The organism is Janthinobacterium rivuli (assembly GCF_029690045.1).
GTDB lineage: Bacteria > Pseudomonadota > Gammaproteobacteria > Burkholderiales > Burkholderiaceae_D > Janthinobacterium > Janthinobacterium rivuli.
In genome coordinates this window covers 3,596,316-3,611,505 of sequence record NZ_CP121464.1, presented here as the reverse complement: position 1 = coordinate 3,611,505, position 15,190 = coordinate 3,596,316, and the positions used below count along the sequence as shown (strand labels likewise).

General features: G+C 63.9%; 20 protein-coding genes. 4 read left to right on the top strand and 16 right to left on the bottom strand.

Features of this window, described 5'->3' with window-relative positions; translation table 11 throughout:
- Window positions 1-11: 11 nt before the first annotated feature.
- From P9875_RS16330 to P9875_RS16310, 5 genes are all read right to left on the bottom strand, one after another.
- Entirely contained in the window at window positions 12-824 is an 813-nt protein-coding gene (locus tag P9875_RS16330; RefSeq protein WP_278315942.1) for a hypothetical protein, read from the bottom strand.
- Window positions 821-1,906, bottom strand: a complete 1,086-nt coding sequence (locus P9875_RS16325; protein WP_051958568.1) for an HBL/NHE enterotoxin family protein — start codon at window positions 1,904-1,906, stop codon at window positions 821-823. The genes P9875_RS16330 and P9875_RS16325 overlap by 4 nt, the downstream gene beginning before the upstream one ends.
- A 49-nt stretch (window positions 1,907-1,955) precedes the next feature.
- The gene (locus P9875_RS16320; RefSeq protein WP_035818995.1) at window positions 1,956-3,047 is read right to left on the bottom strand and encodes a hypothetical protein; all 1,092 of its coding nucleotides are present in this window, start codon (window positions 3,045-3,047) and stop codon (window positions 1,956-1,958) included.
- Between the two features lie 94 nt (window positions 3,048-3,141).
- A complete protein-coding gene (locus tag P9875_RS16315; RefSeq protein ID WP_278315941.1) occupies window positions 3,142-3,831 on the bottom strand; it encodes an LrgB family protein in 690 nt (229 codons plus the stop codon).
- A complete protein-coding gene (locus tag P9875_RS16310) occupies window positions 3,828-4,286 on the bottom strand; it encodes a CidA/LrgA family protein (RefSeq protein ID WP_278315940.1) in 459 nt (152 codons plus the stop codon). The genes P9875_RS16315 and P9875_RS16310 overlap by 4 nt, the downstream gene beginning before the upstream one ends.
- 103 nt (window positions 4,287-4,389) lie before the next feature.
- Between P9875_RS16310 and P9875_RS16305 the strand changes: the two genes are divergently transcribed.
- From P9875_RS16305 to P9875_RS16290, 4 genes are all read left to right on the top strand, one after another.
- Entirely contained in the window at window positions 4,390-5,298 is a 909-nt protein-coding gene (locus P9875_RS16305) for a LysR family transcriptional regulator (protein ID WP_278315939.1), read from the top strand.
- Window positions 5,299-5,347: 49 nt separating this feature from the next.
- Entirely contained in the window at window positions 5,348-6,142 is a 795-nt protein-coding gene (locus tag P9875_RS16300; protein ID WP_235211669.1) for a glutaminyl-peptide cyclotransferase, read from the top strand.
- A gap of 81 nt (window positions 6,143-6,223) precedes the next feature.
- Entirely contained in the window at window positions 6,224-7,078 is an 855-nt protein-coding gene (locus P9875_RS16295; protein WP_278315938.1) for a hypothetical protein, read from the top strand.
- Window positions 7,075-7,719, top strand: a complete 645-nt coding sequence (locus tag P9875_RS16290; RefSeq protein ID WP_278315937.1) for a hypothetical protein — start codon at window positions 7,075-7,077, stop codon at window positions 7,717-7,719. The genes P9875_RS16295 and P9875_RS16290 overlap by 4 nt, the downstream gene beginning before the upstream one ends.
- 76 nt (window positions 7,720-7,795) lie before the next feature.
- Here P9875_RS16290 and P9875_RS16285 read toward each other — a convergent pair whose 3' ends face one another.
- The 11 genes from P9875_RS16285 to P9875_RS16235 form a co-directional block, all read right to left on the bottom strand.
- The gene (locus P9875_RS16285) at window positions 7,796-8,044 is read right to left on the bottom strand and encodes a DUF3297 family protein (protein ID WP_010398340.1); all 249 of its coding nucleotides are present in this window, start codon (window positions 8,042-8,044) and stop codon (window positions 7,796-7,798) included.
- A 54-nt stretch (window positions 8,045-8,098) separates the two neighbouring features.
- Window positions 8,099-8,905: an OBAP family protein gene (locus tag P9875_RS16280; protein ID WP_278315936.1), complete on the bottom strand. Its 807-nt coding sequence runs from the start codon at window positions 8,903-8,905 to the stop codon at window positions 8,099-8,101.
- 33 nt (window positions 8,906-8,938) lie between these two features.
- Entirely contained in the window at window positions 8,939-9,253 is a 315-nt protein-coding gene (locus tag P9875_RS16275; protein ID WP_035818984.1) for a hypothetical protein, read from the bottom strand.
- A 169-nt stretch (window positions 9,254-9,422) separates the two neighbouring features.
- Window positions 9,423-9,824: a GFA family protein gene (locus P9875_RS16270; protein ID WP_278315935.1), complete on the bottom strand. Its 402-nt coding sequence runs from the start codon at window positions 9,822-9,824 to the stop codon at window positions 9,423-9,425.
- 10 nt (window positions 9,825-9,834) lie between these two features.
- Entirely contained in the window at window positions 9,835-11,607 is a 1,773-nt protein-coding gene (locus P9875_RS16265) for an ABC transporter ATP-binding protein (RefSeq protein ID WP_278315934.1), read from the bottom strand.
- Entirely contained in the window at window positions 11,604-12,158 is a 555-nt protein-coding gene (locus P9875_RS16260) for a redoxin domain-containing protein (protein ID WP_099401994.1), read from the bottom strand. Before P9875_RS16260 ends, P9875_RS16265 begins: the two co-directional genes overlap by 4 nt.
- Window positions 12,158-12,673 carry a MauE/DoxX family redox-associated membrane protein gene (locus tag P9875_RS16255; RefSeq protein WP_099401993.1) on the bottom strand — a complete coding sequence of 172 codons (516 nt, stop codon included), beginning with the start codon at window positions 12,671-12,673 and terminating at the stop codon, window positions 12,158-12,160. The genes P9875_RS16260 and P9875_RS16255 overlap by 1 nt, the downstream gene beginning before the upstream one ends.
- A complete protein-coding gene (locus P9875_RS16250) occupies window positions 12,667-13,533 on the bottom strand; it encodes an SDH family Clp fold serine proteinase (RefSeq protein WP_099401992.1) in 867 nt (288 codons plus the stop codon). Before P9875_RS16250 ends, P9875_RS16255 begins: the two co-directional genes overlap by 7 nt.
- Window positions 13,515-14,528 carry an ATP-grasp domain-containing protein gene (locus P9875_RS16245; protein WP_099401991.1) on the bottom strand — a complete coding sequence of 338 codons (1,014 nt, stop codon included), beginning with the start codon at window positions 14,526-14,528 and terminating at the stop codon, window positions 13,515-13,517. Before P9875_RS16245 ends, P9875_RS16250 begins: the two co-directional genes overlap by 19 nt.
- 70 nt (window positions 14,529-14,598) lie before the next feature.
- Window positions 14,599-14,784, bottom strand: coding sequence for a hypothetical protein (locus tag P9875_RS16240; protein ID WP_035818970.1), 186 nt, complete (start codon window positions 14,782-14,784; stop codon window positions 14,599-14,601).
- A gap of 193 nt (window positions 14,785-14,977) precedes the next feature.
- The gene (locus P9875_RS16235; RefSeq protein WP_035818969.1) at window positions 14,978-15,172 is read right to left on the bottom strand and encodes a hypothetical protein; all 195 of its coding nucleotides are present in this window, start codon (window positions 15,170-15,172) and stop codon (window positions 14,978-14,980) included.
- Window positions 15,173-15,190: the final 18 nt, after the last annotated feature.

The following is a 15,190-nucleotide window of genomic DNA, read 5'->3' as shown; positions in this document are numbered from 1 at the left end:
TGCCAGGCGCTTCAAGCGGCATCCGTGCCCAGGGTGGCCAGTTCCGTGCTGGCCGCCGTCGCCATCAGGGCAATGACGACCGTGGCATCGCCCGCGTCCAGGTCGTCGTTGACCTCGAGCAGGTCGCTGACGAGGAAATTGACGGCATTGCGCACGCCTGCAATGCTGCTGGCGAGGCCCTGGCAATCCGTGCCCAGCTGCTGGCACGCCGCCTTCATGCCATTGAAGGCGCCGATCTGGCCGTTCAAGCCGCCGATCTGGCTTTGCAGGTCGCTGACATCGGATTTCCATTTCAAGTATAGGCCCAAGGCCACGGCCAGGCCGACCAGGCCGAACGGACCGAGCGCCAGCAGATAGTAATAGCGCTTCTGCGCCGCATCGAGTTCGCTTTGCGCGTCGCCCAGCTGCCCCTGCAAGGCCGTGACCTGGCTTTGCAGGCCCGCTTCGACACCGGCAAGCTGGTTGAAATACCCCATCAATTGCGCCGTTTGCGCCGTCAGCGTGCCGGCCGTGGCGTTGGCTGTGCCTTGCAGCTGCTGTGCCTGCTGCTGCAGGGCATCCATGGTCGCCTTGATGTCAGGCAGCGGCGCCTGCGCCGACAGCATGCCTTGTACTTGCGCCAGTTGCGGCGTTGCCGTCTGGACGAAGGCGGCAACAGCCTGCTGCAGCGCGCGCGTTTGCGCCAGCATGGGTTGAATCAAGGCATTGCATCCTGCCTGGATCTGCTGGGCGGCTGGCGGCAAGCCACCGAGGGCTGCGATCCGCTGCTGCGCGGCCAGCAGGTTGGCGAGGGTTTGCGTCAGCAGGCCGGCCATGGCGCTCACGCCGCTGCGGCGACGGCCGCTTCGCCCACCGTCTGGCCCTTGGGCGCGACGATGCTGGTAACGCCCGTCATCTGCCCCTTGATGGTGGTGATGTCCGTGGTGACGGCTTGCATTTCCGTGTTGGCGGCCGTCAGGAACAGGCTGCGGATGGTGTCCGTGTTTTGTATGCCTTGCTGCAGATCGCTGATCAGGCTGCCCAAGTCGCTGCTGAGAAATTCCCACGCGTTTTCCATCTGCGTGGCCGATTGCACGGCTGCCTGCACCTGGTTCGACAGGCTGGCATAGCCGCTGCTGATGCCGGTGGACAGCTTGACTTCGGCCGTCAGCGACGCTTCCTGTCCCAGCAGGGTCGCCTTTTCATCGTTCAGGTTTTTCAGGGTGATGGCCGAGGCCACTTCGCCGCCTATGCCGGCGGCCACGACGGCAACACCGGCCACCACCAGCGGCGTCGACGTGCCTGCCGTGACGAAATCGGCCACGCCCCCGACGACGACCATGAAGGTGCCGCCCACGATGGCCAGGCCGCTCAGCACGGTGCCGGCAATGGCGCCGTCGATCTGGCCCTGGATGGTGCCGAGCTGGCTGTTGATGGAGCTGAGCACGCCATTGTCGCCATTCACGGCCGCGTTCAGGTCGCTGACGGTGGTGGAGAACGAGGCGGAATCCGTGGTCAGGTTGTCGTGCAAGGTCTGCAGTGCGCTGACGACGCCATTCGCGGCTGTCTGGTATTGCTGAGATTGCTGTTGCAGCGCCGTCAGGGTGGCGATCCATTGCGCCTCGGTCGAGCCGGTAGGCAAGGCCGTCAGCACGGCATTGTTGAGCGCATAGTAATTGCCGATATTGGCGATGTTGGCAATGATCGTGGGCTGGATGACATTCAGGTAGGCGGTGGCGTGGGTTTGCGCCTGACCCAGGCCATCGTTGATTTGCGACTGGTATTTCAGCAAATTGGCGTCGCCCGAAAAATCCACGCTGGGCTGCTCGTTGATGCTGTTGGCGTAGGTTTGTATCAGCAGCGCTTGTGAACATTGCGCTTTGTTGGCGGTGCTGATGCCTTGTGCTGCCTGGTTTTGATTCGACATGCGCGGCTCCTCGGATGGATCGTTGTGGGGACAAGCGGTGGCGCACCGTTCAGGACGCGCCTGTCATGGTTTGCTCCAGCGGCGCCAGACTGGCGGCCAGCAGCTGCCACGCCGTGTTGGCGTAATCGAGCTGCCCGCCCAGCGTCTCGGCGTCGGCATCGCTGGCCATGCCGGCGACGGCGTCGGCAAAGGCGGCCAGGCCGGCGCTGACGCCCGTCGCTGGCGGCGCCTGCGGCGACTGGCCCCAGTCCTCGGCCAGCACCTGGGCCGTATCGAGTGCGCTGTTGAACGCGCTGGTGAACTGGCTGTTCTGCACCTGCACCACCTTGGCCACGGCTACCAGCGCATCGGCGTCGGCCAGCTGCTGGTAGGCGCTGGCCAGCAGGGCATTGTTGGCGTTCAGGGCCGTGCGGGCCTGCGCCGTTTCGGCCACGCCCTGTTCCGCCGCATCGATGCCTTGCACCACGAAGTCGCCCGATGGCGCGGACTTTCCATCACTCTGGGCGTCGCTGATGGTGGTCATGGTCTTGACGATCAATTCCGTGACGGCAGCGCCCGTTTTGTTGGCGCCGGCGACGATATCGGCGATATTCGTGTTGATGGCGGCTTTCAGCTGGTCGATGCTGGCCGATGATGCGCTGGCAGCGGCGCCCAGAGCGGCGATGGTGGCCGACAGCGCCGTGTTGAAGCCCGCGTTGAGCGGCGCCAGTTCGCCGGCGATGACGCGCATGTCGCCCGACAGCGCCTGGGCTTGCTGGTTGATGTGTCCCGATTGCACCGCCAGTTGCCGGTAGACCTGCGCGATGTCGGCGCGCGCGGCGCCATCCTGCGCCGCTTGCGCCAGCCGGGGCCGTTGCAACTGGTAGGCGGCGTCCCATAGCGCGGCAAAGGCCGTCGCCTGGCTCAGCAGACCGATGTAGGCGGGCAGGATGCGGTCGCCGGCGGTCATCGCCCGGTTCTTCATTTGTGACTGGAACTGGCTGACCTGATAGGCCAGGCCGGCATCGACTTGCGCGTCAAGGTCGAGATTGGCTTGCTGCTCCAGCAGATCGGCGGCCGTCTGCGTGAACAGGAACTGGTCGCTGGCGGAAAAATAGTCGACTTGCAAGGCTTGCGGCCCTGGATTGGATGTGCTTGCCATAGGGTTTCCGGGATGGTGGGCGAACGAAACTCCGCCCACTATCGCCCAACCCGCGCTTGCCGTTTTGACCTGCCGCAATCGCGCCGAGGGAACGTTAAGCGAGCAAGCGCCCCAGCAGCGGCGCCAGCAGCACCGTCACGACGCCCGAAAAAATCATCGTCAGGCTGGCCACGGCGCCTTCTTCCGTGCCCACCCGGCGCGCCACGGACAAGCCAAAACCGTGCGCGGCCGCGCCATACGGGGCGCCACGGGCGATGCGCATGCGTAAGGGCAGCAGTTTCAGCAGCGGTTTGCCCAGCAGCAGGCCGAACAAGCCCGTCATCACCACGAAAATGCCCGTCAGCTGGGCCGAGCCGCCCATGTGGCGCGACGCTTCCAGCGCGAACGGCGTCGACACGGAGCGGGCCAGCAGGCTGCGCGCCATGTCGCCGTGCACCCCCAGCAAGCGGTCCAGCAGCAGGGTGGCGGCGACCGAGGCGACAATGCCGGCGCAGCTGCCCAGCGACAGGGCCAGCCAGTGTTTGCGGATCAGCTTGCGCTCCTGGAAGATGGGCAGCGCAAACGCGATGGTGGCCGGCCCCAGCAGCCACGGCAGCCAGCGCGTTTCGCCGAAATACGTGGCGAACGGCGTCGAGGTCGCTTGTACGATGACGATCAATATCGCCGAGGTGCAAATGGCGGGCGTGAGCAAAAAGTGCGGATGGCGGCGGTGCAGCGCCTGGTTGGCGTAGAACAGCACCAGGGTCAGCAGCAAAAACAGCAGGGACAAGAGCACGGTGTTCATGCTTGCGCCCTGGCTGTGCGCTGGCGCAGCAACTTTTGCAGGCGCAGCTTGCGCTCATAGCGGCAGACCCATTCCACGGTGAACGCCGTGGCGAGCATCACGCTGGCAAAGCCCAGGCCGATATTCACGAACAGCATCAAACCCTGTGACTTCAGCAGTTGCGTAAATTGCACCACGGACACGACCAGCGGAATGAAGAACAGCAGCATATTGGCCAGCAGCCAGTTCGCGCCCAGTTCGATGGCTGCTGGCCGCACCCAGCCGGCCAGCAGCAGTGCCACCAGCACGAACAGGCCGACGACGCCGCCGGAAAACGGCAGGTGCAGGGCGGAAGCGGCCGCATCGGCCAGCCACCAGGCGGCGATCAGCACGCCCACTTGCCACACGGTCTGCGCGGGCTGGCGCCAGACGGGGACGGAAAGTGGGGCGGTAGTGGAATAAGGGACGGCTTTCACGGCGGGCTTTCTAGCGGCAGGGGGAAGTTCTCATTGTAGGGATCCCGCATCAAAAGATAAAATGACTTAAACTCATGATTATCATTCGATATTGGAATGCATTATGGATATCCGCTCCTTGCGCTACTTCGTCGAAGTGGTCGAGCAAGCCAGTTTTACGCGCGCGGCCGCCAGGCTGCACGTGACGCAACCCACCGTCAGCAAGATGGTCGCCCAGCTGGAGCAGTCGCTGGACCTGGCCTTGCTCGACCGCGCGGGCAAGCGGTTTACCCTGACGGACGCGGGCCAGGTGGTGCTGGCGCGCGCGCATGAGTTGCTGGCCCTGCACGCGGAACTGAAAGTGGAATTGCGCGACCTGCAGCATCTGGAGCGGGGAGAGCTGCGCGTCGGCGTGTCGCCGCAAACCCATTCGACCCTGGCGCCGTGGCTGGCCGAATACCACCAGCGCTATCCGGGCATCGAGTTGAAGATGTATGAAAGCGGCACGCAGGCGATCGAGCGCGACTTGCGCACCGGCACGGTCGAACTGGGCACCATGCTCGACTACCCGGGCAATGCGGCCACTTGGCAGGATTTCGAAGCCTTGCCCCTCGTGCGCTCGCCGCTGTGCCTGCTGGCCGCGCCCGGTTCTGCGTGGCAGGGACGCGTTTCCGTCGCCCTGGCCGAGCTGGCCGATAGTCCCTTCATTTTCTATGGCGCCGCCTTCGCCCTGAACGACATCGTGCTCGATGCCTGCCAGCGGGCCGGCTTCGCGCCGCGCATCACGGGCCGCAGCGGCCAGTGGGACTTCATTGCTTCGCTGGTACAGCTGGGCGTGGGCATCTGCCTGCTGCCGAAGATGTATTGCGACACGCTCGATGCCGCCCAGTTTGACGTGATTCCCCTGGACGGTCCGCCCGTGGAGTGGAATCTGATGCTGGCCTGGCGCCGCGGCGGGCGGCTGTCGTTTGCCGCCCGTGCCTGGCTCGAGCTCGTCAGGACGCGCATGGCGGACGCGGCCCGTTTACAATAGGCACTCGCCAACCACCGTCAAGAATATGAAGAATATCGGTAAAACAAGTGTGAAACGCACGGCAGGTTCGCTGCTGCTGGGATTGTTGTGCACCGTGGGCCTGATGAGCGAAATGGGCTACGCCCAGGCGGCCATTCCCGTGTATGGCTATTTCGTCAAGAATACCTATCCGCACGATCCCCAGGCGTTCACCCAGGGCTTGCTGTTCAAGGACGGCCACCTGTATGAAAGCACGGGCCAGAACGGCCAGTCCTCCTTGCGCAAGGTGGAATTGGCGACGGGCAAGGTCTTGCAGAAAACCATGCTGGACAAAACAGTATTTGGCGAAGGCATCACCGACGTGGGCGATGAAATCCTGGGCCTGACCTGGATTTCGCAGACCGGCTACGTCTTCGACTTGAAGACCTTCAAATTGAAACGCAAATTCAGTTACCAGGGCGAAGGCTGGGGCCTGGCCAGCGACAGTCAATTCGTCTACATGAGCGACGGCAGCTCCGCCATCCGCGTGCTCAATCCGAAGACCCTGGCCGAGGTGCGCCGCTTCGAGGTGAAGGCCGAGGGCCGCGCCATCGAGCGCCTGAACGAGCTGGAAATGGTCGACGGGGAATTGTTTGCCAATGTGTGGGGCGCGGACGTGATCGCCCGCATCGACCCGGCCAGCGGCAAGGTTGTCGGCTGGATCGACCTGACGGGCTTGCTGCCACCCGGGCAGCGGGGCACGGCCAATCCAGACGCCGTGCTCAACGGCATCGCCTGGGATGCACGGGGCAAGCGCCTGTTTGTCACGGGAAAACTGTGGCCCAAGTTGTTCGAGATCGAGCTGATCGAAATCCAGCGCCGCTGATGTTTCCAATTGGGCAGTGTTGCTGGCGAGGAATCGTTTAGAATTCTGATTCTTCGCCCCGTGCGACCTTTACAGGATGCCATGCTGTCCCTCTCTTTATGCCGCCTGGCGGCCTCCGCCAGCTTGCTGGCCGCCGTCCTGCCCGCCGCGCAGGCGCAAACATCCTACGTGCCGGTGATGAAGCAATACGGCGACTTTGTCGTCACGCGTGACCGCCACGACCCGCTCGTTACCTTGACTTTTCGCCGGCACGGCTACTGGCCCGGCGGCGCGCGCGAGGTGGTGGAAGTGCGGCCGATCAAGGCCACGCGCGAAGGCCAGCCCATGCTGCTGGCGTTTACCAAGGGCTATACGGGCCAGGGCACGATATTGATCGGCGTGCAGAATGGCGAGCCGCTGATGCGGCCCATCAGTCCCATGCAGCGCGACAACATGGTGCGCACGGAACGCGACCCCGAATGGGGCGTGCCGCAGCCGGGCAACAGCGAGGTGCTGCTGTTTCCCCGCGACGGACGCGCGCTCGATACGGGCACGGGCGAATTGCTGTGGTTTGACGTGCCGGGCAACGTCCGCGGCGATTATCCGCATGCCATGCTCGTCTCCGTCTCGCCCGACGGGCGGCGCGGCGCCTATCTGACGAATACGCTGACGAAGGTGGGCATCATCGTTGCCACGCGCGACAACGGCGTGGCCGGTGAGCTGGCCTTGCCGCCGGACACCTATCAACGGTGGCTGAAGCCCTTGTCGGACGCCGCTTCCGCGCAGGCGGGCGCCGCCATCAAGGCGCGCCAGGGCCGCACGGATTCGATCCGCATCCGGCGCGAGCTGGAACTGGCCTGGTTCGGCCAGCAATTTCAATGGAAACAAGGCAAGAACGGCTTGCAAGTGACGGGGCTGGGCCTCATCTCCGCGCCGCCGGAAGGAAAACAGCCATGACAATATGTAAACTGATCGCCGGCTGCTTTGCCGCCTCCTTGCTGGCCGGCTGCGTGCACGGCGAAACGTTCCCCAAGGATTATCTGGCGCAAGATATCGACAAGCAACAAGCTTTGCTGGAACTGGACGTGGTCTTCGGCAAAGAGCCCGATGACAAGCTGACGTCGCGCGTGACGGCGCGCAATACCGTGGAATACGCGGGTGCACCGCATATCGTCGTGCCGTTTTACCAGAAGGGACTTGGCTTCGACCAGGGGTTTGCCGGCACCTATATCTTTGGCGTCGTGTATCCCGTTGCCAAGGTCGAAACGGCCACGGCCAGCAGCCGCGTCTTTGGGCAGAAACTTGAGGGTCAGCAACAGGGCAGCCCCCGCTACCGTTTCCGCGTACCAGGCAAGGCGCAGTGGAACAGCAATGAAACCTTCATGCTGAGCTTTGAGCGCAAGGGCCGCCGCGAAGAAATCACTTTCCGCTTCAGCAACGAGCAAAGCTGCTCGACCGCCTTCCTGGCCACCACGCCACTCTATGGTTTCCCCATCAAGGTCGTCGCCACGTTCAAGGAGAACAAAGGTTGCCTGAAAGTGTGTGACAGCCGCGACCAGTGGCCGGGCTTCTGCGCCTTCCAGCCGCCGGCAGCCTGATCGGCCTGCTGGGCAATACCTGCGGACGTAAAAAAGGCCGATGCAAATCGGCCTCGATGACAACTGTAGGTGTTGCTTAGCGGTAGAACGCTTCGACTTTGCCCTTCAGCTTGATCTGCAGCGGACGGCCGCGGCGGTCGAGGGACTTGGTGGAAGCAACCTTGATCCAGCGTTCGCTGATGCAATATTCTTCCACGTCAAGACGTTCCTTGTCGTTGAAGCGGATGCCGACGTCGTTCTCGAACACGGCTGCAACGTGGTAAGGGCTGCTGGGGTCGATCGACAAGCGATCGGGCAATGGGGGTAAGGTGGTGGTATCGTTCATGGGCGTAATTATCGCCCAGAATGCCGATCCAGACAACGGCCTTTCGCGCGCAGCCTATCTGGCCGGGGGCGAAATGGCGGGCGCGGCCGTGTGCGGGGAGGGTGGTGGCGGCGATGAAGCCCCGTGCTGCGTTCCGCTCGGGTCGGCCAGCTGGATGATCGTGCCGTGCTGCCAGGCATCGGCCCCGTCTATGATGGCGTGCGCGGCGATGTCGGCCCGCTGGCGGCGTTTTTCGGCGGAATCGATACGGAAGCGGCGGTCGCGCGCGGCGACCATGGCGGCATCGGCCTGGCCATCGCTTGTAAAACCCATCATCAGTTGCGGCACGCCCAGCGGCAAGGTCTTGTGCAGATCCGTATGCCAGGTATGCCAGGTCTTGCCATACGTGGCGACGAGTTTTTGCATCAAGACTTTTTCGGCCACGGCGGGAATGCCGGGAGCGATCAGCTGGCCTGATTTCACTTCATGTACATGGCTGTGCCACAGCGCTTTTTCCGCCGCCGGCAAACCCTGGTACAGTCTGGCGCTGACGATATATTCGACGCCCATCAGCTTGGCGTCCTTGACGTTGCCATCGTAGATCACACACTGGATCAGCTCTTCATTGACGATGGCGCAATAGTGATGCGCTTCCATCTGGCCGCGCTGGTTGCCGTTGTAAAAATGAAAACCGTCAAGATAGGCATTGAGCGCCGCGACGGGCGGCCGCGCTTGCAATGCGTCGGCACCCGCGTCGAGCACGCGCGTGGAGACTCCGGCCGGCGCGCCGGGCGCCTCCACGTTTGATGCCGTATTCCTGGCGCCGCAGGCGGCAAGGCCCATGCCCAACCCCGCGCACAGCATGGCCGTCAGTGCTTTCATGTTGAGAAGGCGCGTCTAGCCATGCCACCGGGATCAGGATTTATCGTCATTCTTGTGGCTTTGACGTCCCGCTTCCACGTGCTGCTCATGCGTGCCGCCGCGCGTGCCGGTGCCGGATCCCGATTGCTGGCCCGACTGTTGGCCCGATTGCTGCGAGCCCGACTGCTTGTCGCCGTCATTCTTGTGGCTTTGGCGGCCTGCCTCGACATGCTGCTCGTGCGTGCCGCCCTGGGTGCCGCCCGACGATTGGCGGGTGCCGGATTGCTTGTCCGACTGCTGGCTGCCCGATTGGCCCGATTGCTGCTTGTCCGATTGGCTGCCGGATTTGTCGTTGCTGTTCGAAGTCATGGTCGTGTCCCCTATGGTTGGTTTGGCTGGTTTGCATGATCATCCGGTTCAGCATAGGCTGCACCGTTGAAACCATTCTCCCTGCCTGCGTCGGGCTTAGCCATAGGGACACCACTTGTCGCCACGTAGGAAAACTCTGTGGTGGATGACAACCATTTCTAGATTGCTATTACAGATGCCGCGTTTCCTGCGGCGGCGCATCCCACTCGTCATGCCAGCCATCGACAAAAGTGATGGGAATCTGCGCCAGTTCGGCCGCCGATGCGTCATCGAGGCAGTTGACGCCGATGCCGACGAACGGGCCGCTGCGGAGCGAATCGCCGCGGCCGAACGGGCGCACGCCGCAATGGCGGCAAAAATAATGGCGCTCGCGGTGCTCGCCGAAGCGGTATTCGCTCAAGTCCGCTTCACCGGCCAGCAGGCGAAAATCCGCAGGCGGGACCAGGCTGGCCCAGCAGCGGATTTTCAGGCAGTAGGAACAATTGCAGCGCAGGCTGGGGGCCGCCAGGTCGATCTCGGCCGCAAAGCGCACGGCGCCGCAGTGGCAACTGCCATGGTAGGTTTTTTTCATCTGGCCCACTTTACAGGGTTGCCGTACTCTCATGCAACTGCTGGAATTGCGACAGTTGCTGCTGCATCAGCCGCGCATACTGGCCGCCCGCGCGCAGCAGCTCGGCGTGTGTGCCTTGCTGGCAAATCCGGCCTTTGTCCATGACGACGATGCGGTCCGCCTTGACGATAGTGGAAAAGCGGTGGGCGATGATGATCGTGGTGCGGCCTTGCATCAAGGTATCGAGCGCGAGCTGCACCTGCTGTTCGCTGGCGGCGTCGAGCGCGCTGGTGGCTTCGTCCAGGATGAGCATTTTCGGCGCGCGCAGGATGGCGCGGGCGATCGCGATGCGCTGCTTCTGTCCGCCGGACAACTGCACGCCCCGTTCCCCCACGAGGGTCTCGTAGCCGTCCGGAAAGGCATCAATAAAATCGTGGGCGTGCGCCAGGCGCGCCGCCGCCTGCATCTCTTCGCGCGTCACGGCGCGGTCCGGTACGGCAAAGGCGATATTGTCCGCAATGCTGCCGGAAAACAGCGCCGGTTCCTGCTCCACCACGGCCATCTGGCGGCGCAGCTGCGCCACGCCCAGCACGCCCGCATCGATGCCGTCGAACTGCAGGCTGCCCGCGTCAAGCTGGTAATGGCCCAGCACCAGGCTGGCGATGGTGGACTTGCCCGCGCCCGAGGCGCCCACCAGGGCGATCTTTTCGCCCGCGCGTATCGACAGGCTGACGCCGTCGAGGGCCGTGACCTGCGTGCGCTCGGGATACGAAAAGCACGCGTCGCGCAGCGCGATATGGCCGGCCAGAGGCGGCTGCGGTGCCGCTTCGGGCACGGTGCGGTGGCTGCGCAGGATCTCGAAGATGCGGTCGGTCGAACCCATGGTGCGCATCCACGTGTTCCAGAATTCGCTGATGGAGCCGGCCGTGTCCGTCACCATGCTGGCATAGATGACGAAGGCCGTCAGCTCGCCCACGCTCAGGCGGCCCTGGCCGATCAGGTGGGCGCCGAAGCACAGGGTGGTCAGCAGGGCAACAAAAGCCAGCAAGCCCTGCGCGCCCTGGAACACGGCCAGCAGGCGCGTACCGGCCAGGGACACGTCCAGCAATTGCCGCATGGCTTGCGCGTAGCGGGCCATGGCGCCGCCTTGCTGGTTGAACGCCTGCACCAGCCGGGCATGGGCAAAGTATTCCTGCGCCACCTTGCCGCTGGCGGCCAGGGTGGCGGAAATGGCCCGCGAACGCTGCCGGTAATTGCTGCCTGATAATTTGCCGAGATACAGGCTGATGGGAATGAACAGGGCCAGCGGCAGGCTCAGCATGGGCGACAGATGCAGCAGCATGGCGATGCCGCCCACAAAGACGCACAGCGAGCGCAGGGCATTGGCCGCGCCGATGGTCAGGCTTTCATGCAGGGCCGATACGTCGGACGTGAGCCGGCTGTTCAGCTCGCCGCCATGGTGCTTGTCGAAGAAGGCGATGGGCTGGTTGATCACCACGTCGAACAGGTGCCGGCGCACGCCCATGACGATCATGTGGCCGCTCGATTGCAGCAAATAGAAGCGCGCGCTCGTGACCAGCGCATACAGCAGGCTGAAGGCCAGCATGGCGGCGACCATGCCCGGCGTGACGCCGCGCCGGGTCAGTTCCGCCACGTTGTCGATGAAATACGCGATGGCCTGCGGAAAGGCCAGCTGCGCGCCCACGGTGAGGACCATGCACAGCAAGCCGGCGGCGACGCGCCAGCGCACGGGATACAGCAGGCGCAGGCGTTCAACATGCGGGCCGAAGTTCAGAAGGCTCATGCGGCGCGCTCCTGTGCCGTATCGCCTGCCAGTTGCTCGACAAGGGCCAGCCAGTCTTCATCGCCGATCAGGCCGGCCGCTTCCACCGTGCCCTCGTGATTGACGAACACATAGGACGGCGAACTCATCAAAGGATTCACGCGCCGGTAGTCGCGCAGCGTGAGCCGCGCCGTGGCCGCCCGCAAGGCCTTGCCGGGCAAAAAGGCGCGCAGCCGGCGGGCCGGCTCTTCGCTGATCAGCCACAGGGCCAGGCCGGCCTCGCGCGCCAGCGGCAGCAGCTGTTCGATGCCGGCCAGCTTTTCCCCGCATTTCGGGCAGCGGCTGGCGAGGAACAGCAGCACGGCCGCCTGGCCGCTGGCGCCCGGCTGGAAATGCGCACCGCCAGCCATCAGACGGGCTTGCACGGCAGGCAGGGGCTGGCCCGGCACCAGCGCCGTGGGCGCGAGGCGTTCGCGGCGGCTGGCGCGCAGCACGGCCAGGGTCAGCCAGATGTTGCCGGCGAGCGCAAACGCCAGCGCCGCCAGCACCAGTTGCAATGTCGTGGAATCCATCAGCCGGCCTTTGCCAAGGTGGCGATGTCGTGCAGAGAAATCACGGTCACGCAGACGATGGCTGCCAGGCCGGCGGCCAGAATGGAGGTGGCGGCGGGCAAGGATGCCGTCTGCGCGAATGCGAAATAGGCGACGTTAATGGCGACCGCCAGCACGTTGCGCAGCAGGTCGTATTGCGAGACGGGCCGCGCCGCTTCGCCAAAGCAGCTGCAGCGCACCACGCTGTGCGTGAAGTAGCGCCAGGCCAGCACGGCCGTGAGGGTACTGAGCAGCAGTAATGACAGCAGCATGGGCAGCTGCGTGCCGCCCGCCAGCAGCCAGCCGGCCAGCAGCAGTTCCGTTGCCACCAGGGCTGGCGCAGCGAATTGGGCGGCGGCGGGCGGCACGCCGAACGAGGTGGCAAGGTTGCCGCGGAAGGCGGCATAACTGCGCAGCTTGCCTACGCCGGCCGCCAGCAGCAGCAAGGCGATGACATGGCGCGCGATATCGGACAAAAAGGGGAGAGCTGTCAGCATTGCGTGCTCCATACCGGCGCGTAGCCGCCCGGCCGCTGGCACCGCAGCTGCACGCCGTCGCGCGACGCCAGCAGGGCATCGTTCCACGGCTCGTCGGGCGCGCTGCGCAGGGCGCCGCCTATGCTTGCCTGCAATTGCGTGGAAATGGCCCAGCCCAGCCGTTCGGCGTGGGCATCGCGTTCCATGCGCAAGCCCAGCTGCGCCAGTTCTTCGCGTGTCAAGGCATAGTTGTGCGAGTGATAACCCGTCACCAGTTGCGCGACGATGGCGCGCCGCGCCTCGGGTGTGGCCTCGGGCAATTGCCAGGCCAGCAATTCTTCGCCGATCTGCGCCAGCTCCAGGGTGGTGCGGTAAAAAGCCGTCAGGGAAGGGGGAAAGATGCTGCCGCACAGCAGGGACAGCGATTGCTGGCGCGCTTCGCTGGCATCCACGCCGAACCACTGCTGCGCCATGTCGCCGAAGACCTTGATGTCCAGGCTGGACATGGAGCCGCCGTCGGCGCCATCGAGCTGCGGGTCGATGGGCGAGAACAGCGCCAGGTCGCCGGCGATGATCTCATCGGCGCCCAGGGTCAGCAGGGTGGCGGCCGACTGGCAGTGGAAGGGCACGACAAAGCTCAGGTGACGGGCATGCTGGCGCAGCAGGATGGCGATGCGCCGCGCCGCGTTGACGATGCCGCCACGGCCGTGCAGCACCACATCGAGGCGCGCCACGGGCCCGATGCCCTGGCACAGCTCGTACAGGGCGGGCAGCAGCTCCATGTCCAGGTGCGAGGCGGCCAGGACGATGGCGCGGCTGTCGCGCGCAAGCTCCAGTTCGCGCAGCCGGAGAGGGATCTGGCTCAGGTCTGGCTGTGGCATACGGCTCCTTCGATCAGGGTTGCGGCCACGCTTTCCAGCATGGTCAAGGCGGGCACCAGTTGTTGCACATACAAAAATTGACCAACAGGGTTGTTTTCCAGGAAAACGTACTCGCCGTCAGGCGTGACGATGAGATCGAGCGCGCCATACTCGAGGCCATAGCTGTGCACGAAAGCGAGGCATCGCTGCTGTATTTCCGCTGGCAAGGTGCATGCTTCATAGCGGATGGGGGCTGACATATCGCGCGAATCGATGGCCGTGCGGGCATCGTCCTGGGAATACAGGCGCGCGGCAAACAGTTGCTTGCCGATCACGGTGATGCGCAGTTCGTATTGCTTGGCGATATATTCCTGGAACTGGCAGCTCAGTTCGCTGACGGCGTCCAGGCTGTCCAGCATGGCATCGTCGACAATGGTGGTGCCGATGCCGGCGCTGACCCTGTCGACGTCCTCGACCGTTTCGGCGGCCAGGCTGGGCGTGGACATGCTCTTGAAAATGATGGGCCCGTTGATTGCCGCGCGGAAAGCGCGCACGTCGTCGGGCACATTGGTAATCACGGTGGCGGGCACGCGAAAGCCCATGCGCGCGGCCCGCGCAAGCTGTTCGCCTTTCCATTGGGCGCCGCGCAGGGCCAGCGGATGGCTGAGCCAGTAGCAATCGAGCCCGTACAGGATGCTGAAGATGGCTTGCTCCGTTTCCAGCTGGGCGTAGGCGCGTTCCTGCAGCGTCAGGTCGGCGCTGGCGTAGGCATAATCGGCCGCCTTGCGCAGCCAGACGGCGCCAACTTGCTGCAGCTCAAGCCAGTCGCCATCGGGCAAGTGGCGCAGGCGCGCGCTGGCGCGGCCGTCCAGCAGGCGCTGGCACAGCTGGTAATCGCGGGGAAAGGCGTCGAGATCGATACGGAAAGGAGCATGGCCGCGCGCGGCGAGGATGGCTTCGACCAGGTCGGCGTGCAGATCGCCGCTATGGCTGATAATCAAAACCTTTTTGTGCATGTCGGGGAGGCCGCGGTAAGGGGGAATCAAAAAAGCCTTGCCGTGGCAAGGCTTTCAGCTGGTGTACGTATCAGCAGAACTCGCCGCCGTCACTCGAACCGATACGCGAATAGCGGTATTGCTCCTCGCTGTCGACCGCCGTGCAGCCGGCTACGGCGACACCGTCGCGTACTTTCCAGGGCGCAGGAAGCGCCGGCTTTTCTTCTTCCTTCTTTTCCGCCAGTTTGAATGCGAACAGTTTGGTTTCTTTATGCATGGGATCCTCTATTAATGGTTGTGTTCCGATTTTTACCGATAAATACTGATTATAAAAATGGAATCTGCAATTGAAAGGTGTTTATGTATTCATTGCGCGCAGAGAAGCCGTGCCGGAATAGGCGCCAGCGCCAGTTTGAATATGGCGGAATAGATGAAACCCCCACGCGGGCGGGGGAATGGGGCGCCGGGAATCAGCAGTACTGGCCGCCGTCGTTCGGCTGGAAGCGCGATGAATCGCGGTATTGGTCACGGGTGCCGACGGCGGTGCAGCCGGCTACGGCGACGCCGTCGCGCACCTTCCAGACGGTGGCGGGCGCTACCTGTTTTTGTACCTGTTTTTCAGCCAGTTTGAATGCGAACAATTTGGAGTGGTTCTGTTTTTGCATTGTACTATCCTCTTGTGA

What these genes read in the sequence shown, in the direction of transcription:
- P9875_RS16285 (WP_010398340.1), bottom strand. Translation starts at nt 8,044, where the DNA reads ATGAACGATACCACCACCTTACCCCCATTGCCCGATCGCTTGTCGATC.
- P9875_RS16270 (WP_278315935.1), bottom strand. Translation starts at nt 9,824, where the DNA reads ATGAAAAAAACCTACCATGGCAGTTGCCACTGCGGCGCCGTGCGCTTT.
- P9875_RS16265 (WP_278315934.1), bottom strand. Translation starts at nt 11,607, where the DNA reads ATGAGCCTTCTGAACTTCGGCCCGCATGTTGAACGCCTGCGCCTGCTG.
- P9875_RS16280 (WP_278315936.1), bottom strand. Translation starts at nt 8,905, where the DNA reads ATGAAAGCACTGACGGCCATGCTGTGCGCGGGGTTGGGCATGGGCCTT.
- P9875_RS16315 (WP_278315941.1), bottom strand. Translation starts at nt 3,831, where the DNA reads ATGAACACCGTGCTCTTGTCCCTGCTGTTTTTGCTGCTGACCCTGGTG.
- P9875_RS16275 (WP_035818984.1), bottom strand. Translation starts at nt 9,253, where the DNA reads ATGACTTCGAACAGCAACGACAAATCCGGCAGCCAATCGGACAAGCAG.
- P9875_RS16235 (WP_035818969.1), bottom strand. Translation starts at nt 15,172, where the DNA reads ATGCAAAAACAGAACCACTCCAAATTGTTCGCATTCAAACTGGCTGAA.
- P9875_RS16255 (WP_099401993.1), bottom strand. Translation starts at nt 12,673, where the DNA reads ATGCTGACAGCTCTCCCCTTTTTGTCCGATATCGCGCGCCATGTCATC.
- P9875_RS16245 (WP_099401991.1), bottom strand. Translation starts at nt 14,528, where the DNA reads ATGCACAAAAAGGTTTTGATTATCAGCCATAGCGGCGATCTGCACGCC.
- P9875_RS16295 (WP_278315938.1), top strand. Translation starts at nt 6,224, where the DNA reads ATGCTGTCCCTCTCTTTATGCCGCCTGGCGGCCTCCGCCAGCTTGCTG.
- P9875_RS16240 (WP_035818970.1), bottom strand. Translation starts at nt 14,784, where the DNA reads ATGCATAAAGAAACCAAACTGTTCGCATTCAAACTGGCGGAAAAGAAG.
- P9875_RS16325 (WP_051958568.1), bottom strand. Translation starts at nt 1,906, where the DNA reads ATGTCGAATCAAAACCAGGCAGCACAAGGCATCAGCACCGCCAACAAA.
- P9875_RS16250 (WP_099401992.1), bottom strand. Translation starts at nt 13,533, where the DNA reads ATGCCACAGCCAGACCTGAGCCAGATCCCTCTCCGGCTGCGCGAACTG.
- P9875_RS16320 (WP_035818995.1), bottom strand. Translation starts at nt 3,047, where the DNA reads ATGGCAAGCACATCCAATCCAGGGCCGCAAGCCTTGCAAGTCGACTAT.
- P9875_RS16305 (WP_278315939.1), top strand. Translation starts at nt 4,390, where the DNA reads ATGGATATCCGCTCCTTGCGCTACTTCGTCGAAGTGGTCGAGCAAGCC.
- P9875_RS16260 (WP_099401994.1), bottom strand. Translation starts at nt 12,158, where the DNA reads ATGGATTCCACGACATTGCAACTGGTGCTGGCGGCGCTGGCGTTTGCG.
- P9875_RS16290 (WP_278315937.1), top strand. Translation starts at nt 7,075, where the DNA reads ATGACAATATGTAAACTGATCGCCGGCTGCTTTGCCGCCTCCTTGCTG.